We start from the raw sequence: 26,274 nt of genomic DNA, 5'->3' as shown, positions 1-26,274 counted from the left end.
GGCGCCCCCCCGAGTGCGCGGTGAGGAGCTGGTGCTGCAACGAGTCGCCGAGCTCGGCCAGGAAGGCACGCGCGGTCTCGTTGCCCTCGAGGACGGTGTTCATCGCGTCGTCGTCGACCACCACACGCAGCGCGGGCAGCAGCGCGGCCATCGACTCGATGTCGGCGGCCAGCCGGCTCGCCGTCTCCGACCAGTCGGCCACCGAGCGGCCGTGGTCCTGGAGCACCTGCTCGGCGGCGCGCATCGGGTCGACGACGGTCCAGCGTTCACCGGCGGTGCCTCGCACCAGGCCGAGCTGCACCAGCTCCTCGCGCGCGGCCGCCAGGGCCTCGGGCGTCACGCCCAGCGTCTCGGTCATGCGGTCGTCGGACCAGTCGCCGTTCTGTCGGGCAAGTCGGTAGAGGCTGATCGCGAGGTCGTGGGCTGAGTCGGGCACGAGGAACACCTTTGCGGGTTCCCCCCGGCGTTGTCGAGCGCACCGGGAGCCCCGACCGTGCGTCTGTGTTGGACTCGGTCAACGACATGGCCAATCATGGCCGTGGCCACGATCGGCCACCGTGGAGGCGTAGCCCGAGCCGTCCGTCAAGGGTGATCCTTCGGGCACCGCCCGTCCCACCATTTGGACTTCAAGGGGTTTCCAGCATGCGCGCGTCCCGGCTCATCACGCCGCTCGTCTCCGTCGCCGTCACCACGGCAGCACTCTGTGTCATCAGCTCCCCGCCCTCCGTCGCCAGCCTCGCCTGGGCCGACGATCCGTGCGAGACAAACGGCGGCCAGGTCGCCGTCGCGCCCGACATGTCCGCGGCCCCCTCGGTCGAGCATCCGATGGCGTACGTCGCCTGCGCCGACGGAGCCCTGCTTTACCACGGCGCCTACGGCCGCGGCACGAACGAGCGGATCCCCGGCATCGAGGCCGACACCTTCGTCGACGTGGTCTCCGCGCCCGGGCACAGCATGTACGCCGTGACCAGCTACGGCCGGATCACCACGGTCGGCGCCGACGCCGAGTTCTACGGCGACATCTACCCCACCGCAGGTGTGGTCGCCGTCGAGGTGACCGAGTCCGGTGAGGGCTACTGGATCGTGACCCGCAACGGCGAGGTCTTCGGCTTCGGCGACGCCGCCGACATGGGTCCGGCAGAGGACACGGTCGTCGACGCGCCCATCGTGGCCTTCACCGCCGACGGGTCCGGTGGCGGCTGGGTCGTCACGGCGGCCGGCCAGGTGGTGCCCCTCAACGGCGCCACCGACCACGGGTCCGTGCGCAGCCGCGTGGCCGCCGACGACCGGGTGGTCGGCATCGTCTCCGACCGACGGTCCGGCGGATTCTGGGTGGTCACCCGCGAAGGACGCGTCATCGAGACCGGCGGCGCCCCCGCCGAGACCGAGCAGGCCACCTGCCAGGACAACCCCGGTGGCCAGCCGCCGTTCAGTGGCGCGGTCGGCGACTACCACCCCGACGCATCGGCCCGCCTGTGGATCTACAGCGTCAACGGCGGCATCTGCGGGTTCAACCCCGGGGAGTGACGCCCCGGCTTGTGGCGCCGGTGACGCCGGGTGACGCCACCAGCCGAACCACCCTCAGCGCGTGGCGTCGAGGAACGCCTCCGGCCCGCCGACGAACGGCAGCCCGAACGTGGTCCGCGACATGTCGAGGGTCAGCTCGTTGCCCGCCGGCGGCAGGATCGTGTAGTCCAGCTCGGACTGCATGACCACGACACCGACACGGTGCCCCGGCGCGAAGACGTAGTCGTTGGCCTGCAGCGTCACGTCCATCGCATAGGCCTGGCCGGGCCTGACCCTCAGGGTCCGGTCGATGCGCCGCCGGTTCTGCGGGTCGCGCCACCCCTCGGAGATGACCCGCGCGACACTGCCGTCGGGAGCGATGTCGACGACACCCACGGTCACGTTGGCGGCGCCCTGCCCGAGGCTGAACCGCAGTTCGGCCGTGGGCGTGCCGCTCAGGTGCAGCGAGCCGGTGAGCGGTGCACTGGTGAAGACCAGGCCGTGCTCACTCGACCCGGACTCGACGAGGTCCTCGACGGTCTGGGTCGGGATGTCGGAGAACGTGGCGTACGACGAGCGCCCGTGGCCGCGCACGGTCGACAGGTCGCCGGTGGCGTCGTCACCTGGTGCCGAGCCACGCAGCACGACGTCGCCAGATCCGGGCACCGGCCAGTCGGCGTACGTCACGTCGTTGCCGTCCTCACGCTCGATGATCGCGTGGGGCGCGGTCTCGGCATCGTTGTCGACGTCGAAGAGGAAGTGGGTGAACCACTTGTTGAGGTCGGTGGCCGGTGCCGCTCCCCCATGACCGCCCTGATGCCAGTAGATCCGGTGCGGCACGCGGCGCGACACCGCGGCGTACCACTCGGCGGCCTGCCGGGTCTTGACGTTGTTGTCCTGCAACCCGTGCACGACGAACACGGCGGCGCGCACCTTGCGGGCGTCCTTCAGGTAGTTGCGCTTGCTCCAGAACGAGCTGTGGTCGCCGGTCGTGCGGTCCTGGTCGCGGGCGATCTGCGCCCGCACGGGCTTGCAGATCTCGCGGTCGGCACGGGTGTAGACGTAGTCGAAGAGGACGTCCTCGTCCTCGCCCTGGTAGCCACCGGGAGCGACCACGGCACCGTCGGCGCGGTAGTAGTCGTACCAGTTGTCGATGGCCGAGACCGGCACGATCGCCTTGAGGTTGGGTACGCCGGTGCTCGCGACCGCGTTGGGCAGCGTGCCGTTGTACGAGGTGCCCATCATGCCGACCTGCGTCGTCGTCCAGTCGGCGCGCAGCGGTGCGCCGTCGGCGTCGACGGCGCGGGCCCGGCCGCCCACCCAGTCGATGACGGCCTTGACCGCGGCAGTCTCCTCGGGGCCGCCGATCGTGGGGCAGCCCTCGGACTCGCCGGTGCCGACGGACTCGACGTGCATGACCGCGAAGCCGCGAGGGACCCAGGTGTTGACCATGCTGTTGCTGATGATCGAGGGCCCGACGTCGGAGCGACGTACCCAGTCCCGGTCAGGCCGGCCGGGCTTGCCCGGCTCCCACAGCTCGTGGTGGACGTCGTGGTTGACCACGTCGTTGCCGCCTGCGTAGTAGGGGCTCGCCTCCATCAGCACCGGGAGCTTGACGCCCTCCTCGGTCTCGGCCGGCCTCGTGATGTCGAAGTGGATGCGGTCCGGGGCGCCGTCGCCGTCCGAGTCGACGTCGGCGATCGCCCACCCTTCCTCGCGGATCCAGCTCGCGGAGTCGGTGTAGACCGGCTGCGCCTGGCCGTCGACGAAGACCGGGTGCTGCACACCGTCGTCGACGGCACCGGCCGTGGGTTGGGGCCCTGCCGTGACGGCGAGGGCGAGGGCGACGGCGGTGCCGCCGGCCAGGAGGGAGAACGTCTGGCGTTGCATGGTGGGTCCTGTCCCGAGAGAGATGGCGTGGATCACACGGCCTTCCGCAGGCTAGAGCTGAAAAACCGGGAGCCGCAAGGGCACCTCGTCTGACAGGCTGCGCAGTGACGTCCCACCCCCGTGAGCCCGAAGGACCAACCGGTGCTGTCCTCCTACCGCCGCGTGCTGGCCACCCCCGGCGCCTGGCAGTTCAGCCTGAGCGGGTTCGTCGGCAGGCTCCCGATCTCGATGGGCAGCCTCGGCATCGTGCTGCTCATCTCGGCGAGCACGGGCTCCTACGGGTTGGCCGGTACGGTCGCCTCGGCGTACCTCTTCTCCAACGCGGTCTTCGCGATCCTGCAGGGGCGCCTCGTCGATCGCTTCGGCCAGCACGTCGTGCTGCCGGTGGCGCAGACACTCTTCACCGTCGCCCTGTCCCTGATGATCTGGGCGGTCGAGGCCGACGCGAGCCGATTGGTCGTGCACGCCCTGGCCGTGGTCGCCGGGGGTGCGCTCCCGCAGGTCGGCGCCTGCGTCCGGGCCCGGTGGTCGCACGTGCTCCCCGACGGCCGCTCGGTGCAGACCGCCTACGCACTCGAGGGTGTGGTCGACGAGGCACTCTTCGTCACCGGACCCACCGCCGTGACGTTCCTGGCCACGGCCTGGGACCCGGTGGCCGGACTGGTCACCGCGATGACGTGCGGCCTGGCCGGCACCCTGGCCCTGGCCGCACAACGCCGTACCCAGCCACCGTCGCGGGCACACCACGCGAGCAGTGGCGACCGGCCGCCGATGCCCTGGCGCACCGTGATCCCGCTGGCCGTCGTGTGCGTGGCCCTGGGCGTCGTCTTCGGCTCCGTCGAGGTGATCACCGTGGCGTTCTCCGACGAACACGGCGCGAAGCAGTGGGCCGGACCCCTGCTCGGGTTGTGGGCACTGGGCAGCCTGGTCGCCGGGCTGGCCAGCGGCGCGGTCAACTGGCGCACTCCCCCGGACGCCCGGGCCCGCTGGGGCGTGCTCGCGCTCGGGCTCACGATGGTGCCGCTGGCCTTCGTCGGGTCGATGGCCGTGATGGGCGGCTTCCTGCTGCTCGGCGGCATGGCGATCGCACCGACCCTGATCGCCACCCTCTCGGCCACCGAACGCGCCGTTCCGTCCAGTCGCCTCACGGAGGGAATGGCGATCCTGCACACCGGCCTCGGCGTCGGGGTCGCGCCCGGCGCGGCACTCGCCGGCCTGCTGATCGACGCGCACGGCGCCTCGCCGGCGTACGTGGTCCCGGCCGCGGCCGGTCTGCTCGGTGCCGCGGCGGCGTGGAGTGCGCGGGCACCAGTAACCTCCTCGCCATGACGCAATGGCGCAACTGGTCAGGCCTGGAGTCCTCCGACCCCACGGACGTCGTGACACCGGCCTCGGTGGCCGAGGTGGCAGCGGCGGTGACCGACGCCGCCGAGCGCGGCACCACGGTGAAGATGGTCGGCACCGGCCACAGCTTCACGGGCATCGCCGCACCCGAGGGCGTCAAGCTGAGTCCCGCCGCGTTGAGCGGGATCCTCGCCGTCGACCGTGACGCGATGACGGTCACCGCCCTCGCCGGCACGCCCCTGCACGTGTTGAACGACGAGCTGGCCCGCCTCGGACTGTCGTTGCACAACATGGGCGACATCGCCGAGCAGACCCTGGCCGGCGCCACCAGCACCGGCACGCACGGCACCGGTGGCACCAAGGCGTCGTTGTCGGCGCAAGTCTCCGGCCTCGAGATGGTGGTCGGCGACGGCACGCTCGTGCGCGCCTCCCGTGACGAGAACCCCGACGTGTTCGCTGCTGCCCGGCTGGGCCTGGGCGCACTCGGCGTGCTCACCTCGCTGACCTTCGACGTCGAGCCGCTCGGTGTGCTCGAGGCCCATGAGCAGCCGATGCTGTGGGACGAGGCGCTGGCTCGGTACGACGAGTTCGTCGACGCCAACCACCACTGCGACATGTACTGGTTCCCGCACACCGACCGCATGCAGGTCAAGGTCAACAACCGCCTCGACCTCGAGCCCGACGAGGCCGAGCCGCTGTCCCGCTTCCGGGCCTGGCTCGACGACGACTTCCTGTCCAACACCGCCTTCGCCGGGGTGAACGCCCTCGGCAACCGGGCGCCGGGCCTGGTGCCCCGGCTCAACGAGCTCTCCGGACGACTCCTGTCGGAACGCACCTACAGCGACGTCCCGCACCGCGTCTTCACCTCACCGCGCCGCGTGGTGTTCCGCGAGATGGAGTACGCCCTCCCCCGCGAGACCGGACTGGCCGCGCTGAGGGAGGTGCGTCGGCTGATCGACGCCTCCGACTGGCGGATCAGCTTCCCGGTCGAGGTGCGGATGACACCGTCCGACGACCTCACCCTCGGCACGTCGTCGGGCCGCGACTCGATCTATCTCGCCTTCCACGTCAACCGCCGTACCGACCACACGGCGTACTTCGGCGGCGTCGAGGAGATCCTGCGCGCCCACGACGGGCGGCCGCACTGGGGCAAGGTGCACACGCGTACGGCGGACGACCTGGCGCCGGCGTACCCGCGCTGGCAGGAGTTCCTCGACCTGCGCGACCGGCTCGACCCCGACCGGCTCTTCACCAACACCTACCTGCGTCGCGTCCTCGGCGACTGAGACTCGCCCCGCCCGCCGCGAGTAACGCGGGGTTACGGTCGCTCCACACGCGTCGTGACGCGGGTGAACCGTCGACACCACCGCACAAGTGCCGCCGTACGACGGACGCGGCGACCCATTCAGACGCTCGCTGAACCGCGCGGCATCGGGGCCTGCCAGTTGCGTCGCAGCGCGACCAGCCGCCAGACCAGGCAGAGCAGGCCGCCCGTCGATGCCACCAGCCAGATCGGCTGGTCGTACTGGTGGAGCACGGCCGCCACCGCCGCCCCGGCCAGGGCGGGCGTGGCGTAGAGCTCGCCCCGGAAGACGACCGGCACGCGACCGGCGAGCACGTCGCGGGCCATGCCGCCGCCGATGCCGGTGACCATGCCCATCAGGGCCGCCGGCGCCGGTCCGAGGCCGTGCTCCATGGCCTTGATCGTGCCCGTCACGCAGAACAGCGACAGGCCGAAGGCGTCGAAGACGTTGACGTAGGGCTCCATGCGGCCCAGCGCCGGGTGCTGCACGAACGTGATCAGCCCGGCGGCCACCGGCACGGTCAGGTAACGCCAGTCGGCCAGTGCCGCCGGTGGGGTCGCGTCGATCAGGACGTCACGCAGGAAGCCGCCGCCGAGCCCCGTCGTGCCGGCCAGCACGAGCACGCCGAACAGGTCGAGCTGCTTGCGTACGGCGACCAGGGCTCCCGAGATCGCGAAGACGAAGATGCCGATCAGGTCGAAGGTGACCAGCAACGGCATGGAGGACATGAGCGGAGTTTAGAGGGTTCGCGGCCGCAGGCATTGCCCCATCCGCGAGCGCTCTTCATGGCGCTTCCCGGCGACGGATCACAGGGCGCGCCGCCTGCGCTGCGACCCGGCGCCACGCCGCTGGCGTAGGCTCGGCGCGACACCGGAGACGAACGGGACGAGACGACAAGGATCAGCAATGGTGCAGCTCACGCTCGCAGGATTGAGCGGGGACAAGAAGCGCCTGCTGCTGGTCAGCGACTCGGGCGAGGAATACTCCCTCGTCATCGACAACAACCTCCGGGCCGCCCTGCGCGGCGAGCACGCACGACTCGGCCAGTTGGAGATTCAGATGGAAAGCACGCTCCGCCCCCGCGACATCCAGGCCCGCATCCGCGCCGGGGAGTCGCCTGAGTCGGTTGCCCAGGCAGCGCACACCACTGTCGAGAAGATCCTGCCGTTCGCCAACCCGGTGCTCGCCGAACGCGCCCACGTCGCCGAGCGTGCCCAGCGTGCGTCCGTACGACGCAAGGCCGGCGACCAGGGCGCCCGCACCCTGGGCCAGGCCGTGGCCGCCCAGCTCAGCCCGATGGGCCTCTCGACCGAGGTCGTCGACTGGGACTCCTGGCGCCGCGAGGACGGCCGCTGGACCCTCACCGGCACCTACACCGCCGGCAAGCGCAAGGGCACCGCCCAGTTCACCTTCGACGCCCCCGGCAACTATGTCGTCGCGGAGAACGACGACGCACGCTGGCTGGTCGGCGAGCCCACCTCCGCGGCACCCAAGGCCGCCCGCCGTGACGACCTGCAACAGGCCCGGAAGCGCCGGCTGTCCGCCGTACCCGAGGAAGAGCTGCCCCTCGGCGACGACGCGATCGAGCTGGCCAACGAGGCCACCGCGGTCGACCCCGACGAGTCCACCGTTGACCTGACCGAGACCGCCCAGCAGGTCCGTGACGTCGAGGCTGCGCCAGAGCCCGACGCCGAGCCCGAGGCGCAGGTCGACGTCGATGACCGCGAGGAACCCAGCCTCTCCCCGACGCCGGAGCCGCTGGCCGACGAGCCGGCTGCCCACGCTGCCCACACCAGGCACACCGAGCCGGTGGAGACCGCGGAGCCCGGCTCCGAGGAGTCTGCAGCACGGGAGGCGGAGGCCGAGCAGCCAGCGCCACGCAAGCCCCGCAAGAAGGGCCGGGCCTCGGTGCCGAGCTGGGACGAGATCATGTTCGGCGGCGGCAAGTCCGAATAGTTACCTCTGAGTAACATTCGCCACATCTCGGTCCGGACCATGTCCCTGTGGGGGATTTCGGGACTAGTCTCCCGCCATGTCGTATTTCGTGACCGGGTCCACCGGGTTCATCGGTCGATTCTTCGTCCAGGAGCTGCTCGACAACCGCGAGGGTGAGATCTTCGTGCTGTGCCGGGAGAGCTCGCTCCCCCGACTCCAGCGACTGATCAGCCGTTGGGGCAGCGATCGGGTCATACCGGTGATCGGTGACCTCGCCTCGCCCGACCTGGGCGTCGACCCCGAGTGGATCACGGCAAACACCGGCAAGGTCGAGCACTTCGTGCACCTCGCCGCGATCTACGACATGACCGCCGACGACGCGACCAACGACGCGATGAACGTCGACGGCACCCGCTATGCCCTCACCCTCGCCGAGACCCTGGGGGTCGGCTGCTTCCACCAGGTCTCGTCAGTCGCGGCCGCCGGCAGCTACCACGGCACGTTCGACGAGACCATGTTCGACGAGGGCCAGGCGCTGCCCTCGCCGTACCACCGCACGAAGTTCGAGTCCGAGAAGCTGGTCCGGGAGTCGAGCGTCCCCTGGCGGGTCTACCGTCCCGCGATCGTGGTCGGCCACTCCGAGACCGGCGCGATGGACAAGATCGACGGGCCCTACTACTTCTTCCCGTTGATGAAGCGGCTGCGCGACGTGATGCCGTCGTGGATTCCCATGCTGGGCGTCGACCTCGGCGACACCAACGTCGTGCCGGTGGACTACGTCGCCAAGGCGATGGACCACCTGGCCCACGTCCCGGGGCACGACCGGGAGGCCTTCCACCTGGTCAACCCCGAGCCGCAGCCGGTCGTCGAGATGATCAACACCTTCTGCTCCGCAGCCGGTGCGCCCCAGTTCGCCCAGCCGATCGGCCGGTCGGTGACCTCGCGCCCACTCGGTGCCCTGCCCCGGTCGCTGCGCCCGCTCAACCTGGCCAACTCCGCGATCCGCAGCGCTCCGGTCCAGGCCATGCTCAACCAGACCGTGGGCCGCCTGGGCATTCCCGCGGAGGTGCTCGCGCACAGCTCCTTCGAGGCGACCTTCGACTCCCGTCGCACCGAGCAGGCCCTGGCCGGGTCGGGCATCTCGGTGCCGACGCTCGAGTCCTACTCGCGACTGCTGTGGAACTACTGGGAGGAGAACCTCGACCAGACCACCGCCCGCGACGCCGACATCCGCAAGGCACTGGAGGGCAAGCACGTCGTGATCACGGGCGCCTCCTCCGGCATCGGGCAGGTCACCGCGCTCAAGGTGGCCCAGGCCGGCGGCATCCCGGTGCTGGTGGCCCGTGGCAAGGAGAAGCTCGAGGACCTCAAGATCACCATCGAGATGCGCGGTGGCACCGCCCACGTCTTCCCGTGCGACCTCTCCGACCTCGAGGCCATCGACGACCTGTGCGAACGCCTGAGCAGCCAGCTGCCGTCGGTCGACTTCCTGGTCAACAACGCCGGGCGCTCGATCCGCCGCTCGATCAAGCTGAGCCACGACCGGTTCCACGACTTCGAACGCACCATGCAGCTCAACTACTTCGGTGCGATCCGGCTGATCATGGGCCTGTTCCCGACGATGCGCGAGCAGAAGAGCTCCCACATCGTCAACATCAGCTCCATCGGCGTGCAGACCAGCCCGCCGCGGTTCTCCGCGTACGTCGCGTCGAAGGCCGCGCTCGACGCCTGGAGCAACGTGGTGTCCTCCGAGGTCGTCGGGGACGGCATCACGTTCACCAGCATCCACATGCCCCTGGTGAAGACGCCGATGATCGCGCCGACCAAGCTCTACGACAAGTTCCCGACCATCTCACCCGCCCAGGCCGCCGACGTGGTGATCAAGGCGCTCGTCGAGAAGCCGCATGAGCTGAACACCATGCTCGGCAACGCCGGGGCGGTGGCGCACACCGTCGCCCCGAAGGCGTCGTTCCGGTTGCTGAACATGGCCTACCACGTGTTCCCCGACTCGGCGGCCGCCCGCGGCACCGACGCCGAGGGTGGCAAGCGCGAGAGCGAGCAGGTCATGCTGGCCCGCCTGTTCAAGGGCATCCACTGGTAGGAGTGGTCAGCCGGTCTCGACCGGCCGCTCGGGGTCGGTGATCCAGCCGCTCCACGAGCCGGGGTAGAGAGCAGCTCGCACGCCGGCCAGCTCGAGGGCCAGTACGTCGTGGGCCGCGGTCACGCCCGACCCGCAGTACGCCGCCACCTCGGCACCAGGAACCGCACCGACCTCGGCGTAGACCTCACGGAGCTCATGGGGGTCGCGGAAGTGACCGTGGTCGTCGAGGTTGCGCTCGGTCGGCACGTTGACCGCGCCCGGGATGTGACCCGCCACCGGGTCGATCGGTTCCACCTCGCCCCGGAAGCGCTCGGGGGCACGGGCATCGACCAGCACGGAGACCGCCGGCACCTCGTCCGCGTCGACGACCGGCATCGCGTCCGGCGTACCGGCGAAGTCACCGGGGACCGGCCTGACCGGTCCGGTCCCGACCGCACCGCCGGCGGCCACCCAGGCCGGCCAGGCGCCGTCGAGCAGACGTACGTCGGGGTGTCCGTAGTGCCGCAGCAGCCACCAGGCGCGCGCCGCCGCGTGGCCGGACCAGTCGTCGTAGACCACGACGGGACGGTCGTTGCGCACCCCGGCCCGGCGCATCGCCTCGACGAACACGTCCGGTTCCGGCAGCGGGTGCCGACCGCCCTCGCCGGGCGGAGCGGCCAGGTCGAGGTCGAGGTCGACGTACGCCGCACCGGGGACGTGCCCGGCCTGGTGCTGCTCTCGTCCGGTCGGATCGCCGAGGCGGTGGCGGACGTCGAGCAGCGTGACCTCAGGCATGCGTGCCTGCAGTTCGGAGGCGGTGATCAGGGGGCCGGTCATGGCGTCCATCCTGCCGGTTCCCCGGTCGGCATGCCCACCGGGACGGCGTCCGTCCCGCGTGGCATCATTGCGCCCCGTGGCTGAACTTCACTTCTTCACCGGGACCATGGACTCGGGCAAGAGCACCTTGGCGCTCCAGACGAACCACAACCACGCGGCCAGGGGTCGGATCGGCCGGATCTTCACCACGCACGACCGCTCGGGCGAGGCATTGCTCTCCTCCCGACTGGGGCTCACCCACGAGGCGCTCGAGGTCACCCCGGAGTTCAGCTTCTGGAAGTACGTCGTCGACACGCTCACGCAGGGCGGCCGGATCGACTACCTGATCTGCGACGAGGCACAGTTCTACTCCCCCGAGCAGATCGAACAGCTCGCCAAGGTCGCCGACGAGCTCCAGATCGACGTGTTCGCCTTCGGCATCCTCACCGACTTCCGGTCCCGTCTCTTCCCCGGCAGCGCCCGACTGGTCGAGCTGGCCGACCGGATGAACGTGCTGCAGGTCGAGGCGCTGTGCTGGTGCGGCAAGCGCGCCACCCACAACGCCCGTACCGAGAACGGCGCGATGGTCACCGAGGGCGACGTCGTGGTCGTGGGCGACGTCGAGGCGGTCGACTCCACCGACACTGGTGGACCCGGGGCCGACGTGGCCTACGAGGTGCTCTGCCGCCAGCACCACCGACGCAAGCTCACCGCCGCCCGCGCCAAGGCCGTCTCGCTCGCCCCCGACCCCCTCCCCTTCGGCTGAGCGCGTAGGAATCCCCGGTGCACCGGGGAAACAGTTGCTCCCCACGGCAAATATGTCGTGGTAGGTGCAGGTTTCCCCGGTGCACCGGGGAAACCTGCAGCGGACGACCCCGGCCAACGAGCGGGGAATTCAGTCGATGATGATGGGGATGGTCATCTCGTCGGGGGTCAGCGAACCGTGCAGGCCGACCAGGGTGTTCTCGTAGGCGAAGTCGCGGGTGGAGACCACGGCCGCGTCGCCGCGGCAGGCCACCATCACGTCGCCGAGCCGGCTGCGCACCTGTGACTCGACGGAGCCGAACCAGCCCTTGGCGATCACCTCGTCGCGGGTCAGCACGTCGGCACGGTCGCCCAGCACGCCCTGCCACGTCGCCACGAGGTCGTCGACCGCGCCGGGCCGGCAGTAGAGGTGCCGGAACCGCGCCTCGCCTCCCATCAGGGCCAGGCCGTCACGGAGCTCGAGGTGTTCGTCGACGTCGACCCGTGCGGACATCGGGCTGTCGACCATGCCGTGGTCGGCGACCACCAGCAAGCGCACGGAGTCGGGCAGCGACTCGCGCATGTGCTCGGCCTCGGCATCGATCATGGCGAGCTGCTGGAGCCACGCGGTCGAGGCCACGCCGTGCTTGTGACCGGTCCAGTCGAGGTCGCCGTCGTACACGTAGGTCAGCGAGGGCGCCCGACCGGAGGCACCGACGACGGCCGCGATCCGCTCCCCCGCCTTGTCGGCGCCCAGGTATTCCGCGCCGCGGTGCGCGGCGCGGGTCAGGCCCGAACCGTCGAAGGCCCGCTTGTTCACCGACGCGACGTGTACGCCGGACGCGGCCAGCCGGGCGAACGCCGTCGGGTGCGGTTGCCACTCGACCGGGTCGACGTCCTGGTCCCAGAAGAGGTGGTTGAGCAGCTTGTCGGTGCCGGGGACCCGCGCGGTGAAGCCGACCAGTCCGTGCTGACCCGGCGTGAGACCGGTGCCGAGCGAGGTCAGTGAGGTGGCCGTCGTCGACGGGACGCCGGCGGTGCCCGGGGTGCCCGCGAGCTCGGCGAGGTACGGCGCCGCGTGGGCGTAGCGCTCGAGGAGACGCTGGCCGAGCCCGTCGATCAGGAACACCACGTAGCCGGCGGCGTCGGGGAGCTCGAGGTCGCTGGGACCGTCACCGTCGAGGGGCGTGCCCAACGCGCGGGCGACCGCCGGAACCACGTCGCCCAGCGAGCGCCGGGAGTACGCGGGCTCGACGAACCCGGAGGTCACGACGCAGGCGAGGCGTGCGTCGCCGCCGACAGTTCGGCGGCGAAGGCCAGCAGGGAGGTCACCGCGTCATGTCCCTCGGCGGCGGCCGAGACGCGCAGGGAGAAGTCGTCGGAGGCGAGCAACCCGGTGTAGCCGTGATCGGCCTCGCAGTCGGGGTCGGCGCACCCGGCCGGCTCGAGGTCGATGCGCCCGACGCCGCCCCAGCCCACGGTCACCACGGCCTCGGCGGCCGGCTGCGGCCCCGACGTGGGGTTCGCGACCATGCGGGTGACCACGACGGAGCGGACCGACGACAGCGCGATGGCCTCGGTGGAGGTCGACGTGTAGGGCTGCGGGAGCAGGTCGTCACCGGCGTGCTCGTCGGTGTGGGCCAGGATCAGCCGGCTCGGGGTGAGGACGACGACCGTGATGTGGCGGCGCACCTCGTCGCGCTCGATCGTCGGCTCGTGGTGCACGTAGAAGGAGACCACCTGCTCCCCGGCGACGGCCGCGTTGACCCCGTCGGCGACCACTTCGGGGTAGTAACCGGTGCGGTCGATCGCGGCCCTCAACGCGGCGAACGTGTCGGAGGGGTCGGTCAGTCCACGGTTGCGCATGGTCTGAGTCTGTCACGGTGCCGGAGCGCACGCGCACTCGATCCGGCACCGATGTGGAAATCGGGGCAGGGGCTCGCCGGATCGGGGCTCAGTCGGGGATGGTGTCCTCGACCTGCGCGCTGAGTCGGCGTACGAACCAGTCAGAACGCAGGTCGGCCATCGGCTCCACGCGCGCCTCTGCGGAGAGCACGGTGGCGCTGCTGCGTCCGGCCAGCACCAGGGACAGGTCGATGGACCGCAGCTGCGGGAAGTCGTTCTTCAGCCGAGCCACCAGCAGGATCAGCTCCTCGATCCGGTCGACGTCGACGACCTCGCTGCCGCGGTAGCCGAACAGCATCGGAGAGCTCTTGATCTCGCGGGTCATCGCGCGGGCGTCGTGCAGGTTCAGCGGCGGGATGCGGTAGGCCTTGTCGCCCACGAGCTCGGTCAGCGGCCCGGTGATGCCGAAGGAGATGACCGGGCCGAAGAGCGGGTCCTCGACCGCGGCGATCCCGACCGGCACACCCGGCGGAGCCGCCTTCTGCACGACGAACTCGGCCGTCGACGGGTCGCTGATCACCTCGCCGAGCTCACGCCAGGCCTCACGCATCTCGGTCTCGTCGTCGATCCCGCGCCGCACGTGCGCCAGGTCGGGTCGGTTGCGCAGGTGCTCCGCGGTCGCCTTCAGCACGACCTCCCAGCCCAGGTCGACGCCGGCCGCGACCGCCTCGTCGACGGTGCCCACGGGTCGCGGCTCCCAGAGCTCGATGTTGTAGGCGGCGAGCAGGTCGCGCAGTTCGGGGAACTCGAGGTTGCGGCCCTCGGGGCTCTTCATCAGCACCGAGTTGACCAGCTTCTTGGCGGTCAGCGTCTCGACGTCGGGCACGTGGTCGTCCTCGCCCTGGGGCGTGCGCAGCCACACGGCGTACTCGACGACGTGGGCCAGGGCCCGCACCGCGGACTCGACGGCCGGGTAGGACGGCACCGATCCGCGGCCGGCGGTCGAGCCGGCGACGTCGGGCACGCGCAGCAGCTCGGGCACGCCTTCGGCGCCGAGGAAGGTCGACACCAGGGGCTTGTCGGACTGCTCGCCGACGGCGGCCAGCACGTTGGCGACCTCCTCGCCGCTGACGTTGAGCGGCGGGATGTAGACCGCCACGACCGAGTCGACGTCGGGGTCGTCGATGGCCGCGTCGAGGGCGTCCTCGAAGTCCTCGGCGGTGGCCTCGGCACCCAGCGCCACGGACTTGCTCACCACCAGGCCGACCGAGGCCGCGGCGTCGGTGGCCAGCAGGCCGAGTGCGTCGGAGTTGCCGACCACGGCCACCCGGCGTCCGACCGGCAGCGGCTGGTGGGCCAGCAGCTGGGCGACGTCGAACATCTCCTCGAGGGTGTCGACCTGCATGATGCCGGCCTGGCGGAACATCGCGTCGACCGACTGCTGCGGCGCCGCGATCGTGCGCACGGAGTGGCCCATCGGGACGCCCTGGGTGGTGCGCCCGGACCGCACCGCCACGATCGGCTTGCGGCGCGAGACGCGACGGCAGATACGGGAGAACTTGCGCGGGTTTCCGATCGACTCCAGGTAGAGCAGCACGACCTCGGTGGAGTCGTCCTCCTCCCAGTACTGCAGGAGGTCGTTGCCCGAGACGTCGGCACGGTTTCCCGCGCTGACGAACGTCGAGAGCCCGAGGCCACGGTTGTAGACCTTCTCCAGGATCGCGGAGCCGAGCGCGCCCGACTGGCAGAAGAACCCGGCACGACCGCGCGGCGGCATCAGGCCCGACAATGAGGCGTTGAGCGAGATCTCGGGGTCGGTGTTGATCACGCCGAGGCAGTTCGGCCCGATCAGCCGCAGCCCGTAGGAGCGGGCCAGCCCGACCAGCTTGCGCTGCCGACGGCGGCCCTCGTCACCGGTCTCGGCGAACCCGGACGAGATCACGATCAGGCCGTGCACGCCCTTGGCGGCGCAGTCGAGGACGACGTCCTGCACGGACGTGGCCGGTACGGCGACGATCGCGACGTCCACCGGGCCGGGGATCTCGGTGACCGAGGAGTACGCCGGCAGCCCCGAGACCGCCTCGGAGGTGGGGTTGACCGCGTAGACCACGCCGGTGAAGTCGCCGGTGATCAGGTTGCGGACCAGCGCCTGGCCGATGGTGGTCTGGCGGCGACTGGCTCCGACGACCGCGACGGAACGGGCGTTGAAGAACTTCTCGATCGAGGCGGACTCGGCGCGGTGCTCGCGGTTCTCCATCACCCCGATCGCCGTGGGGCTCGGGTCGATGGGGAACTCGAGGCTCATCACGCCGTCCTCGAAGCCGCCGACCACGTGGTAGCCGGCGTCCTTGAAGGTGCTGATCATGCGCCGGTTGTCGGGCAGCACCTCGGCCACGAAGCGCTCGACCCCGAGCTCGCGACCGGCCTGCGCCAGGTGCTCGAGCAGGACCTGCGCGATGCCGCGGCCGTGGTGCTGGTCCTCGACGAGGAAGGCGACCTCGGCCTCGCCCGGCTCGATCACGTCGAAGCGGCCGACGGCGATCATCTTGTCGGCCAGCATCATGACCAGGGCGTTGCGGCGTACGTAGTCGACGTTGGTGAAGCGGGCGACGTCCTTCTCGGACAGGTTCGGCATCGGCGAGAAGAAGCGGTAGTACTTCGACTCGTCGGAGACCCGCGCGTAGAACTCCACGAGCAGCTCGGCGTCGGACGGATAGATCGGCCGGATGTGCGCCGTGCTGCCGTCCAGGAGCAGGACATCGGCGGCCCAGTGCCTGGGCGGCTTCGGTGCGGCGGTTCCGGAGACGGTCACGGCTGAAATCTAGCCTGTCCGGGAAGGGTTGTAGCACGCAGGCGGCGTGGCCAGTGCGATTCCGCAAGGGCGACCGTGAAGAATGGCCGCCATGGCACGACGTACGACGCAACCACCCCTGCCCGACGACTTCGAGGAGCACATCCTCGACATCGACGTCGGCGACGAGATGCGTGCGTCGTTCCTCGAGTACGCCTACTCGGTGATCTACTCCCGCGCACTGCCCGACGCGCGCGACGGGCTCAAGCCGGTGCAGCGCCGCATCCTCTACACGATGCACGACATGGGCCTGCGTCCCGACCGGGGCCACGTCAAGAGCGCCCGCGTCGTCGGTGAGGTGATGGGTCGCCTCCACCCGCACGGCGACTCGGCGATCTACGACGCGATGGTGCGGATGGCGCAACCGTGGTCGATGCGGGTGCCGTTCATCGACGGGCACGGCAACTTCGGCTCTCCCGACGACTCCCCCGCCGCCATGCGCTACACCGAGGCCCGCATGGCACCGGCAGCGGTCGCGATGACCACCTCGATCGACGAGGACACCGTCGACTTCAAGCCCAACTACGACTCCCGCGAGCTGGAGCCGTCGGTGCTCCCCGCGGCGATCCCGAACCTGATCGTCAACGGCACGACGGGCATCGCGGTCGGCATGGCCACCAACATCGCTCCGCACAACCTGATCGAGGTCGTGCAGGCGCTGCGCCACCTGATCACCCATCCTGCGGCGACCGTCGACGACCTGATGCGGTTCATCCCCGGCCCCGACCTGCCCACGGGCGGCAAGATCGTCGGGCTCGACGGCATCCGCGACGCCTACGAGACCGGCCGCGGGGTGTTCAAGATGCGGGCCACCGCTCGGGTCGAGAACGTCACCGCCCGCCGCAAGGGCATCGTGGTCACCGAGCTGCCGTACGGCGTGGGCACCGAGAAGATCATCGAGCGGATCAAGACGCTCGTGCAGACCAAGAAGCTCCAGGGCATCTCCGACATCAAGGACCTCACCGACCGTGAGAAGGGCCTGCAGCTGGTCATCGAGGTGAAGAACGGCTTCCACCCCGAGGCACTGCTCGAGCAGCTCTACCGGCAGACCCCGCTCGAGGACTCCTTCGGCATCAACACCGTCGCCCTGGTCGAGGGCCAGCCCCGCACGCTCGGGCTCAAGGAGCTGCTCGAGGTCTTCCTCGGCCACCGCTTCGACGTCGTACGCCGTCGCACGGTCTTCCGCCGCGGCAAGGCGGCCGACCGGCTGCACCTGGTCGACGGGCTGCTGATCGCGATCCTCGACATCGACGAGGTGATCCAGGTGATCCGCGGTTCCGACAACGCGGGTGCCGCGAAGGAACGCCTGATCGACATCTTCGACCTCTCCGAGATCCAGGCCGACTACATCCTCGACATGCCGCTGCGCCGGCTCACGAAGTTCAGCAGGCTCGAGCTCGAGAAGGAGCAGGAGGAGCTGCGTCGCACCATCGAGGAGCTCGACGCGATCCTGGCCGACGAGAAGCTGCTGCGGAAGGTGGTCTCCGACGAGCTGGCCGACGTCGCCAAGACCTACGGCACCCCGCGCCGCACGGTCCTCCTCGAGTCCTCCGGTGTGGCCGCCAAGGCGACCGCCACGCCTCTCGAGGTGGCCGACGACCCGTGCCTGGTCTTCCTCTCCTCCACCGGGCTGCTGGCCCGCACCAACGGCGACGACGCGCCCGGAACCGGCGGCGGACGCGCCAAGCACGACGTGATCGTCTCCGCCGTGCGCAGCACGGCCCGCGGCGACGTCGGCGTGCTCACCAACCGGGGTCGCGTCGTGCGCCTCGGGGTGCTCGAGCTGCCCACCCTGCCTCCGACCGCCAACGACCCGCACCTCAGCGGCGGGCTGCCGCTGAGCGAGTTCGTCTCGCTCGAGTCGGGCGAGCGCGTCCTCGGCCTGACCTCGCTGTCCGGTGAGGGCCTCGGCCTGGCACTGGGCACCCGCAACGGCGTGGTCAAGCGGGTCAACCCCGACGTCCCGAACAAGGACGACTGGGAGGTCATCGCGCTCAAGGACGACGACGAGGTGGTCGGCGCACTCGAGCTGGGCGACGCCGAGGCCGAGCTCTGCTTCATCACGACCGACGGCCAGCTGCTGCACTTCGCCGCCGACCTGGTGCGCCCCCAGGGCCGATCCGGTGGTGGCGTGGCCGGCGTACGCCTGGCGATCGGCCAGCAGGCGGTGTGGTTCGGCGCGGTCACCGGCGACGCCGTCGTGGTCACCTCGTCGGGGTCCAGCACCGCGTTGCCCGGCACCGAGTCCGGCTCGGTCAAGGTGACGTCGTTCGAGGAGTACCCCGCCAAGGGACGTGGCACCGGCGGCGTGCGCTGCCACCGCTTCCTCAAGGGCGAGGACACCCTGGTCTTCGCCTGGGCCGGACCGACTCCGGCCCGCGCCGCCGCCGCCAGCGGCTCTCCGATCGACCTCCCCGAGGCGACCGGCCGCCGCGACGGCTCCGGCGTACCTGCTTCGCAGCCGATCGCGGCCGCCGCCGGCCCGGTTGCCTCCCGGTTTGACCCCGTGACCCCTGTGGAAGGCTGAGCCCATGTTGACGAAGCGACACGCCCTGACTTCGATCGTCCTCGCGGCCGCGCTCGCCCTGACCGGCTGTGCGGGCGACGACAAGGACGACCCGATCAGCAAGGGCAACAAACCCGACGAGGCACTCGCCCTGGCGAAGAAGACCCTCGACGAGACCTCCGGGGTGAAGCTCGCGCTGACCTCGAAGGGCCTGCCCGACGGCGTGTCCGGCCTCAAGGACGGCGAGGGCATCGGTGTGCACCCGGCCGGCTTCGACGGCAAGTTCACCGCCTCGCGCAGCGGCCTGACCGTGCCGGTCGACGTGGTCGCGCTCGACGGCAAGGTCTGGATGGACATCCTGGGCGCCGGGTTCTCCGAGGTCGACCCTGCCGACTACGGCGCCCCCGACCCGGCGGTGCTGATGGCCGAGGAGGGCGGCGTCTCCGACCTGCTGGTCGAGACCGGCGACCTCGAGCAGGGCGACGACGTCCGTGGCGGCGACGACAACAGCGAGGTGCTCACCGAGTACACCGGCACGCTCGAGGGCGACCAGGTCACCCGCATCATCCCGAGCGCCGAGGGCACCTTCGACGTGACCTACCAGATCAACTCGGACGGCGAGCTGCGCCAGGTCGACATCACCGGCCAGTTCTACCCCGACGTGGACTCGATGTCCTACACGATCAAGCTGACCGACTACGGCAAGTACGACGAGTCCGACGTCAAGGCTCCCTGACGCCGTGGGCGGCGACCCGCGAGAGGCCCCTGACGGCACGACGGCGCGCAGGGGCCTGCTCCTGCTCGTCTTCGCCTCCGTCGCGGTCGCGTTCGCGGCCGCCGACACGTACGTCGTGGTCCTCGCCCTGCCCGAGATGATGGGCACCGCGAAGATCCCGATCTCCGAGCTGCAGCGCGCGGCCCCGATCATCTCCGGGTTCCTGCTCGGGTACGTCGCGATGCTGCCGCTGATCGGCCGGATTGCCGACCTCCGCGGCCGGGTTCCGGTGCTGGTGATGTCGCTGGCCGTCTTCGCGGTCGGGTCCCTGATCACCGCACTGGCCTACGACCTGCCCAGCATGGTCACCGGCCGGTTCCTCCAGGGCGTCGGCGGTGGCGGGCTGGTGCCGGCCACCCTTGCCCTGGTCGCCGACATCTACCCCGCCGAGCGCCGCGGGCTTCCCCTCGGCATCGTCTCCGGCGTCCAGGAGCTCGGCAGCGTCCTCGGTCCGTTGTTCGGCGCGCTCGTCCTGGCGTTCGCACCGTGGCAGTACATCTTCGCGATCAACCTGGCCGTCGGCGTCGTGCTCGCCCTGGCCATCCGGGCGGTTGCCGGCGGGCACCATCCGGAGTCGACGCCACGACCCCGGGGGCTGCCCGACCTGATCGGGTTGCTGGCGGCCGTCGTGGCCACCGTCGCCGCGGCGATCGCGATGACCCGGCCCGGCGAGCTCCAACGCGACCTGACGTGGGGGCAGCTGTTCATCCCCTACACGGGCGACGGGCGCTGGCTGACCCCGATCGGCGTGGTCGCCATGGGTGCCGGACTCGTGCTGCTGCTGCGCTGCCTGTTCGCGCGCCGGCCACTGGTCGACGTACGCGCCTGGCTGCGCCACCTCGTCGAGGCCGACCTGGTGGGTGCCCTGCTCCTGGCCGTGGCACTCGGCGGCGTGATCCTCGCCTTCGCCACCGCCGACCCCGAGGTGCAGGTCTTCTCCGAGCAGGGCCCGTGGTACCTCCTCGGTGCGGCGCTCGCCACGGTCGCCTTCCTGATGCACCTGCGCCGTGCCGAACGCCCGCTGATCCCGCGCGGCGCGATCACCGACCGGCCCGCCTGGGGCTCGCTGCTGGTCAGCTTCTTCATCGGCTCGGCCCTGATCGCGGCACTGATCGACATCCCGATCTTCGCGCGCACCACGATCTACCGTGACTCACAACTGCTCTCCGCCCTCGTGCTGGTGCGGTTCCTGGTCGCGCTGCCCGTGGGCGCGGTGATCGGCGGCTACCTGACCCGCCGCTGGTCGGCCGGGCTGGTCACCGCGGTCGGCATGGTCGCCGCCGCTGCGGGATTCCTGCTGATGACCCGCTGGGACGAGAACGCGCTCGAGCACCCGACGGCGAACGTGGCGCTGGTGCTGGCCGGGTTCGGCTTCGGGCTGGCCCTCGCCCCGGTCAACGCGGCGCTCCTGGCCAGCACCGCCGATGCGGTGCACGGAGTTGCGTCGGCCCTGGTCGTGGTGGCCCGCATGATCGGCATGCTGGTCGGCATCTCGGCGCTGACCACGATCGGCGTCCGCTGGTTCTACCAGGCCAACCTCGACTGCCTCGACGACCACCCGGGCAAGACCGGCTACTGCGGCACCCAGGCAGCCCTCGCGCAGGAGCACACGGTCTTCTTCGGCGCCGCGGGGTGCGCACTGGCGGCCGCCGTACTCGCCCTGTGGCTGTTTCGCGGGGCCCAGACCCGCGGCATGGACACCCGTGAGCTCCTCCGCGCCGCCGGCTGACCCACGAGCCTGCAGTTCTTGATGCGCGAACCGTGGATTCTTGCGCCGCGAGCCGTGGATTCTTGATGCACCAACCGTGACCTTCGTCCCACATTTGCGACCCTGCGTACGACGACCGTGCCGGCTCCGCTAGGTTGAAAAACGTGAGCGATTTCGATGACCTGTTGACTGCCAACCGTTCCTTCGCCGATGACTTCCAGCTGGGTGGCTTCGACGGTGTCGCCCATGCCGGCGTCGCCATCGTGACCTGCATGGACTCGCGCATCGATCCGCTCAACATGCTCGGCCTCAAGGCCGGCGACGCGAAGATCTTCCGCAACCCCGGTGGCCGCATCACCGAGGCCGCCCTCGAGGCACTCGTCCTCGGCGTCCACCTGCTCAACGTCGACCGCATCCTGGTGGTCCCGCACACCCGGTGCGCGATGGCCAGCAAGAGCGAGCAGGAGCTCCGCGAGGCGATCAGCAAGTCGGCCGGCCAGGACGCCTCCTGGCAGTACTTCCACGTCGTCGAGGACCAGGTCGCCAGTCTGGCCGCGGACATCCGCGCCCTCACCGCGCACCCGCTGATCCCGGACACGGTCAAGGTCGGCGGGTTCATCTACGACGTCGACACCGGCCTGCTCGAGCAGAAGTTCTGACCGGCCGCTGTCGGTGAGCCCCGGCGTACGCCGACAGCGCCTGCACCGACGGCGCGCGTACGCCGACAGCGGACCGTCCGACATGCAGTTCAAGATCCCAGCCGCGCGTTGACGCTCAGGCATCGCCGGCGCAGGCCGAACTGCATGTTCCACGGTCCGAGGGACCGTGGGCGGAGCCGCACCTGGCGCCACGCCGCGTGACCGTGCCGCGCTCGGTCAGGCGTCGAGCGACTCCACGTCGACGTCGTAGGCGCCTTGCACGATGAACTCCTTGCGCGGTGCGACCTCGGAGCCCATCAGCAGCTCGAACACCTTGGCGGCCGCGTCGGCGTCGTCGACGGTGATCCGGCGCAGGGTGCGGTGGCGGGGGTCCATGGTCGTCTCGGCCAGCTGGTCGGCGTCCATCTCTCCGAGCCCCTTGTAACGCTGGACCGGATCCTTCCAGGGGACGTTCTTGCGCTTGAGCTCGGCGAGCTTGCGCTGCAGCTCGGCGTCGGAATAGGTGTAGACGTATTTGTCCATACCCTTCTTGGGCCGGGTGATCTCGATGCGGTGCAGCGGGGGCACGGCGGAGTAGACCCGGCCCTGCATGACCAGGTCGGGCATGTACTTGAAGAACAACGTGGCCAGCAGGGTGCGGATGTGGGCGCCGTCGGAGTCGGCGTCGGCCATGAAGATGATCTTGCCGTAGCGCGTGGCGTCGATGTCGAACGTGCGGCCCGAGCCGGCGCCCACCACCTGGATGATCGACGCGCACTCGGCGTTCTTCAGCATGTCGCCGACCGAGGCCTTCTGGACGTTGAGGATCTTGCCGCGAATCGGCAGCAGGGCCTGGAACTCCGAGTTGCGGGCCAGCTTGGCCGTGCCGAGCGCGGAGTCCCCCTCGACGATGAAGAGCTCGCTGCGGTCGACGTCGCTGGAGCGGCAGTCGGCCAGCTTGGCCGGCAGTGCCGACGACTCGAGCGCGTTCTTGCGGCGCTGGGTCTCCTTGTGCTGACGGGCCGCGATGCGCGTCTTGGAGGCACCGACGACCTTCTCCATGACCAGCTTGGCCTGCGCCTTCTCGGCCCGCTTGGTCGAGGTCAGGAAGTTCTTCAGCTCCGCGGCGACCACCTTGCGTACGACGGTGCGCGCGGCCGAGGTGCCGAGGATCTCCTTGGTCTGGCCCTCGAACTGGGGCTCGGCCAGCCGCACGGTGACCACGGCGGTCATGCCCTCGAGCACGTCGTCCTTGATCACGTCGGCGTCGTTGACCTTGAGTGCCTTGGAGGCGCGCATGACGTCGTTGAAGGTCTTGGTGATGGCCTGCTCGAAGCCACTGACGTGGGTGCCGCCCTTGGGAGTGGCGATCACGTTCACGTAGGAGCGCAGGGTCGTGTCGTAGCCCATGCCCCACCGCAGGGCCACGTCGACGCCCAGCTCACGCTCGACCTCCTGCGGGGTCATGTGACCCGCGGCGTCGAGCATCGGCACGGTCTCGGTGAAGGTGTCGCTGCCCTGGAGGCGCAACACGTCGGTCACCGGGTCGCCCTCGGCGAGGAACTCGGCGTACTCGGCGATGCCACCGTCGTGACGGAACTTCTCCTCGACCGGGTCGGGGCCGCGCTGGTCGCGGATCACCAGCTCGAGTCCGGGCACGATGAATGACGTCTGCCGGGCGCGCGTGATCAGGTCGTCGTAGACGTAGCCGGCGTCCTTGGTGAAGATCTGACGGTCGGGCCAGAACTGGATGCGGGTGCCGGTCTTGCCCTTGGCCACCCGCTTTCCCTTGCGGCTCAGGCCGGACTTCGGCTCGAACTTCGCGGTCGGCGAGTCACCGTCGAACACGCCCGGGATGCCGCGCTGGAACGAGATGCCCTGGGCGGACGGCGCCCGGTCGACGTCGATGTCCATGCGTGAGGAGAGCGCGTTCACCACCGAGAGCCCGACGCCGTGCAGGCCGCCGGTGGCGACGTACGAGCCGCCGCCGAACTTGCCGCCGGCATGGAGCTTGGTGGCCACCACCTCGACACCGGGGAGGCCGGTCTTGGGCTCCTTGTCGGTGGGGATGCCGCGGCCGTCGTCGTACACCTCGACGGAGCCGTCGGGGTGGAGGGTGACCTCGATGCGCTGGGCCACTCCGGCCAGCGCCTCGTCCACGCCGTTGTCGATGATCTCCCAGACGCAGTGCATCAGCCCGCGGGTGTCGGTGGAGCCGATGTACATGCCGGGCCGCTTGCGGACCGCCTCGAGTCCCTCCAGCACCAACAGGTGTGCTGCGTTGTACGTGTTGTCGATGACAGGTTCCTAGTCGCTCGTCCTACTCCCCCGAATCTATCCCGAGCGACTCCGCGACACGCACTGCCACGCCTGTGAGACGCCACGAGGTGTCCCAAATCGTCGGGCTGCCCGGCTTTCACCCGCCCCCGGCCTATGTTTGAGGCGTGGACCCGGTCACGAATGCGACACGATCAGGGGTTTCCGTGGCGAAGACGCAACGGGAAGTGCCCCTGTCGCGTCACACTGTCAGGGTTCGATCGTTTCACCAGAAGAAGGCAAGTCCAGTGTGTGGGAAACCACGACACCGGGTAGACGGGCACCATGGTTGGATGACTGTGTCAGGTGACACGGTGGGCCGGGAATCAATTGACTCCCTGGCTCGTTGAACCGGACAACGATAGAGAGAGAGGCCGAAGTGACTACAGCAGTTGCCCCCAGTTCCGCCGCACTGACGGCGCTTGACCGTTGCGACCGTTGCGGCGCCCAGGCCTACCTTCGCGTCGAGCTCTCCTCCGGGCTCGAGCTCCTGTTCTGTGCTCACCACGCGCGTGAGCACAGCGAGAAGCTGCGCGAAGTGGCCGTCAACGTCATCGACGAGACGCACAAGCTCGAGGACAAGCCCACGGCTTCCTCCGACTGACTTCACCAGAGACGAACGACCCTGACCGCCTGCGGTCGGGGTCGTTCGTCGTTCCGGGAGATCACATGTGGGAAGGTGACGCCGTGACGCTCGTCGACATCCTGGCCGCCCTGGCCATCGCCATCGGACTCGCCGGCATCCTCGTGCCCGTCCTGCCCGGCACCCTGCTGATCCTGGCCGCACTCCTGGCGTGGGCCGTCAGCGTCGGCGACACGACCGCGTGGGTGGTCTTCGCCGTGGCCACGGTCGTGCTCGCGGCAGGCACCATCGTGAAGTTCTCGGTTCCCGGGAAGCACATGAAGCAGGCCGGGGTGCCGAACTCCACCCTGATGGTCGGCGCCGTGGCCGGCATCGTCGGGTTCTTCGTGATCCCCGTGCTCGGCCTCGTGATCGGCTTCGTCCTCGGGGTGTACGCCGCCGAGGTACGACGCGTGGGTGAGTCCGCTGCCCGCCGTACGACCGTGACGGCGCTGAAGGCAGCCGGACTCTCGATCCTGATCGAGCTGGCCGCAGGCCTCCTCGCCGCCCTCGCCTTCGCGGTCGGCGTGATCCTCACGTGACCAGCCTGCTCGCCCTCCTCGGGGCGTTCAGCTATGGCTTGTCGGACTTCGTCGGCGGACTGACCTCACGCCGTACGTCGCCCTGGGCGGTCGCGTTCGTCGCGTCGGTGACCGGCGGCCTGTTGACCCTCGGCCTGGGCCTGGTGCTCGGCGGTGAGCCCGCCACCGTCCACTTCCTCTGGGGTGCGGTCGGCGGGATCGGCAACGGGTTCGGGACGGCCTTCCTCTATCGCGGTCTCTCGGGCGGCCGCATGGGTGTGGTCGCGCCGATCTCCGGAGTCGGAGCGGCCCTGGTCCCGGTCGTGGTCGGCCTCGCCACCGGCGAACGGCCCAACGCCCTGGTGTGGCTCGGGATCGCTGCCGCACTGCCCGGCATCTGGCTGGTGGCCCGCGAGCCGGTCGCGAAGATGGGCGTGCAGCCGGCCGAACGCAATCTGACCGCCGTGCTCGACGGAGCCCTGGCCGGGCTGGGGTTCGGCTCCCTGTTCGCCGCCCTGGCCCAGATCCCCGACGAGGCGGGCCTGCTGCCCCTCACGGTCAACCAGGTCGTGGCCTGCGCGATGGTGGCAGTGGTGGCTACCACGGTGGGCCGGCCCTGGGTGCCGCGGGAGCCCATGGCCCTCGTCGGAGCCGTCAGCGGGGTGCTCGGTGCGGCAGCGACCATCGCTTTCCTGCTGGCCACCCATCACGGCGACCTGACGGTGGCCGCCATCCTCGCCTCGCTCTACCCGGCGTTCACCATCCTGCTCGCGGCCACCGTGCTGCGCGAGCACATCCACCGGAGCCAGGGCGTCGGCCTCGCACTGTGCGTGGTGGCCGTCGCCCTGGTCGCCGGCGCGTCCTGATCCGAGT

At 70.2% G+C, this 26,274-nt stretch carries 21 protein-coding genes; 14 read left to right on the top strand and 7 right to left on the bottom strand.

What is annotated here, in order from left to right:
• Nucleotides 1-31: 31 nt before the first annotated feature.
• Nucleotides 32-427, top strand: a complete 396-nt coding sequence (locus ASD30_RS03720) for a hypothetical protein (RefSeq protein ID WP_156393499.1) — start codon at nucleotides 32-34, stop codon at nucleotides 425-427.
• 215 nt (nucleotides 428-642) lie between these two features.
• On the top strand, nucleotides 643-1,527 hold the full coding sequence (locus ASD30_RS03715) for a hypothetical protein (protein WP_056677081.1): 885 nt from the start codon (nucleotides 643-645) through the stop codon (nucleotides 1,525-1,527).
• 54 nt (nucleotides 1,528-1,581) lie between these two features.
• Here the strand turns inward: ASD30_RS03715 and ASD30_RS03710 are convergent, their stop codons facing one another.
• Complete coding sequence (locus ASD30_RS03710) at nucleotides 1,582-3,396, bottom strand: Xaa-Pro dipeptidyl-peptidase (RefSeq protein WP_056677077.1); 1,815 nt, start codon at nucleotides 3,394-3,396, stop codon at nucleotides 1,582-1,584.
• 141 nt (nucleotides 3,397-3,537) lie between these two features.
• On the opposite strand from ASD30_RS03710, the gene ASD30_RS03705 reads away from it, so the two are divergent.
• A complete protein-coding gene (locus tag ASD30_RS03705) occupies nucleotides 3,538-4,725 on the top strand; it encodes an MFS transporter (protein ID WP_056677074.1) in 1,188 nt (395 codons plus the stop codon).
• Nucleotides 4,722-6,026, top strand: coding sequence for a D-arabinono-1,4-lactone oxidase (locus ASD30_RS03700; protein WP_056677072.1), 1,305 nt, complete (start codon nucleotides 4,722-4,724; stop codon nucleotides 6,024-6,026). The genes ASD30_RS03705 and ASD30_RS03700 overlap by 4 nt, the downstream gene beginning before the upstream one ends.
• A 119-nt stretch (nucleotides 6,027-6,145) precedes the next feature.
• Here ASD30_RS03700 and ASD30_RS03695 read toward each other — a convergent pair whose 3' ends face one another.
• Nucleotides 6,146-6,772 carry a trimeric intracellular cation channel family protein gene (locus ASD30_RS03695; RefSeq protein ID WP_056677069.1) on the bottom strand — a complete coding sequence of 209 codons (627 nt, stop codon included), beginning with the start codon at nucleotides 6,770-6,772 and terminating at the stop codon, nucleotides 6,146-6,148.
• 178 nt (nucleotides 6,773-6,950) lie between these two features.
• Between ASD30_RS03695 and sepH the strand changes: the two genes are divergently transcribed.
• Together sepH and ASD30_RS03685 are read left to right on the top strand one after the other, a co-directional pair.
• A complete protein-coding gene (sepH, locus tag ASD30_RS03690; protein WP_056677065.1) occupies nucleotides 6,951-8,000 on the top strand; it encodes a septation protein SepH in 1,050 nt (349 codons plus the stop codon).
• A 76-nt stretch (nucleotides 8,001-8,076) separates the two neighbouring features.
• On the top strand, nucleotides 8,077-10,080 hold the full coding sequence (locus tag ASD30_RS03685; protein WP_056677063.1) for an SDR family oxidoreductase: 2,004 nt from the start codon (nucleotides 8,077-8,079) through the stop codon (nucleotides 10,078-10,080).
• Nucleotides 10,081-10,086: 6 nt separating this feature from the next.
• On the opposite strand, the gene ASD30_RS03680 is transcribed toward ASD30_RS03685, so the two are convergent.
• Nucleotides 10,087-10,896 (bottom strand): sulfurtransferase, encoded by an 810-nt coding sequence (locus tag ASD30_RS03680; protein WP_056677060.1) that lies wholly within the window; start codon nucleotides 10,894-10,896, stop codon nucleotides 10,087-10,089.
• A gap of 76 nt (nucleotides 10,897-10,972) precedes the next feature.
• Between ASD30_RS03680 and ASD30_RS03675 the strand changes: the two genes are divergently transcribed.
• Complete coding sequence (locus tag ASD30_RS03675; protein ID WP_056677056.1) at nucleotides 10,973-11,641, top strand: thymidine kinase; 669 nt, start codon at nucleotides 10,973-10,975, stop codon at nucleotides 11,639-11,641.
• A 129-nt stretch (nucleotides 11,642-11,770) separates the two neighbouring features.
• Here ASD30_RS03675 and ASD30_RS03670 read toward each other — a convergent pair whose 3' ends face one another.
• The 3 genes from ASD30_RS03670 to ASD30_RS03660 form a co-directional block, all read right to left on the bottom strand.
• Nucleotides 11,771-12,889 carry an alkaline phosphatase family protein gene (locus ASD30_RS03670; RefSeq protein WP_056677054.1) on the bottom strand — a complete coding sequence of 373 codons (1,119 nt, stop codon included), beginning with the start codon at nucleotides 12,887-12,889 and terminating at the stop codon, nucleotides 11,771-11,773.
• On the bottom strand, nucleotides 12,886-13,485 hold the full coding sequence (locus ASD30_RS03665; RefSeq protein WP_056677051.1) for a DUF5998 family protein: 600 nt from the start codon (nucleotides 13,483-13,485) through the stop codon (nucleotides 12,886-12,888). Before ASD30_RS03665 ends, ASD30_RS03670 begins: the two co-directional genes overlap by 4 nt.
• An 88-nt stretch (nucleotides 13,486-13,573) precedes the next feature.
• Nucleotides 13,574-16,276, bottom strand: a complete 2,703-nt coding sequence (locus ASD30_RS03660) for a bifunctional acetate--CoA ligase family protein/GNAT family N-acetyltransferase (RefSeq protein WP_056677050.1) — start codon at nucleotides 16,274-16,276, stop codon at nucleotides 13,574-13,576.
• A 91-nt stretch (nucleotides 16,277-16,367) separates the two neighbouring features.
• Here ASD30_RS03660 and ASD30_RS03655 point away from each other — a divergent pair, with 91 nt between their 5' ends.
• From ASD30_RS03655 to ASD30_RS03640, 4 genes are all read left to right on the top strand, one after another.
• On the top strand, nucleotides 16,368-18,842 hold the full coding sequence (locus tag ASD30_RS03655) for a DNA gyrase/topoisomerase IV subunit A (protein WP_056679229.1): 2,475 nt from the start codon (nucleotides 16,368-16,370) through the stop codon (nucleotides 18,840-18,842).
• Nucleotides 18,843-18,846: 4 nt separating this feature from the next.
• Nucleotides 18,847-19,557, top strand: coding sequence for an LppX_LprAFG lipoprotein (locus ASD30_RS03650; RefSeq protein ID WP_056677047.1), 711 nt, complete (start codon nucleotides 18,847-18,849; stop codon nucleotides 19,555-19,557).
• A gap of 4 nt (nucleotides 19,558-19,561) precedes the next feature.
• Nucleotides 19,562-21,325 carry an MFS transporter gene (locus ASD30_RS03645; protein ID WP_235532491.1) on the top strand — a complete coding sequence of 588 codons (1,764 nt, stop codon included), beginning with the start codon at nucleotides 19,562-19,564 and terminating at the stop codon, nucleotides 21,323-21,325.
• 143 nt (nucleotides 21,326-21,468) lie between these two features.
• The gene (locus ASD30_RS03640) at nucleotides 21,469-21,963 is read left to right on the top strand and encodes a beta-class carbonic anhydrase (protein ID WP_056677044.1); all 495 of its coding nucleotides are present in this window, start codon (nucleotides 21,469-21,471) and stop codon (nucleotides 21,961-21,963) included.
• 216 nt (nucleotides 21,964-22,179) lie between these two features.
• On the opposite strand, the gene ASD30_RS03635 is transcribed toward ASD30_RS03640, so the two are convergent.
• Nucleotides 22,180-24,207 carry a DNA gyrase/topoisomerase IV subunit B gene (locus ASD30_RS03635; RefSeq protein ID WP_414858572.1) on the bottom strand — a complete coding sequence of 676 codons (2,028 nt, stop codon included), beginning with the start codon at nucleotides 24,205-24,207 and terminating at the stop codon, nucleotides 22,180-22,182.
• Between the two features lie 430 nt (nucleotides 24,208-24,637).
• On the opposite strand from ASD30_RS03635, the gene ASD30_RS03630 reads away from it, so the two are divergent.
• The 3 genes from ASD30_RS03630 (at nucleotide 24,638) to ASD30_RS03620 (ending at nucleotide 26,267) form a co-directional block, all read left to right on the top strand.
• Complete coding sequence (locus tag ASD30_RS03630) at nucleotides 24,638-24,862, top strand: DUF7455 domain-containing protein (protein WP_056677040.1); 225 nt, start codon at nucleotides 24,638-24,640, stop codon at nucleotides 24,860-24,862.
• Nucleotides 24,863-24,945: 83 nt separating this feature from the next.
• On the top strand, nucleotides 24,946-25,422 hold the full coding sequence (locus ASD30_RS03625; RefSeq protein ID WP_200951066.1) for a DUF456 domain-containing protein: 477 nt from the start codon (nucleotides 24,946-24,948) through the stop codon (nucleotides 25,420-25,422).
• Nucleotides 25,419-26,267, top strand: coding sequence for an EamA family transporter (locus tag ASD30_RS03620; RefSeq protein ID WP_056677035.1), 849 nt, complete (start codon nucleotides 25,419-25,421; stop codon nucleotides 26,265-26,267). Before ASD30_RS03625 ends, ASD30_RS03620 begins: the two co-directional genes overlap by 4 nt.
• Nucleotides 26,268-26,274 lie beyond the last annotated feature (7 nt).

Origin of the sequence: Nocardioides sp. Root140, assembly GCF_001426745.1 — a bacterium.
Lineage (GTDB): Bacteria > Actinomycetota > Actinomycetes > Propionibacteriales > Nocardioidaceae > Nocardioides.
The sequence above is the reverse complement of the archived record's forward strand: the minus strand, read 5'-3'. Positions and strand labels throughout refer to the sequence as shown.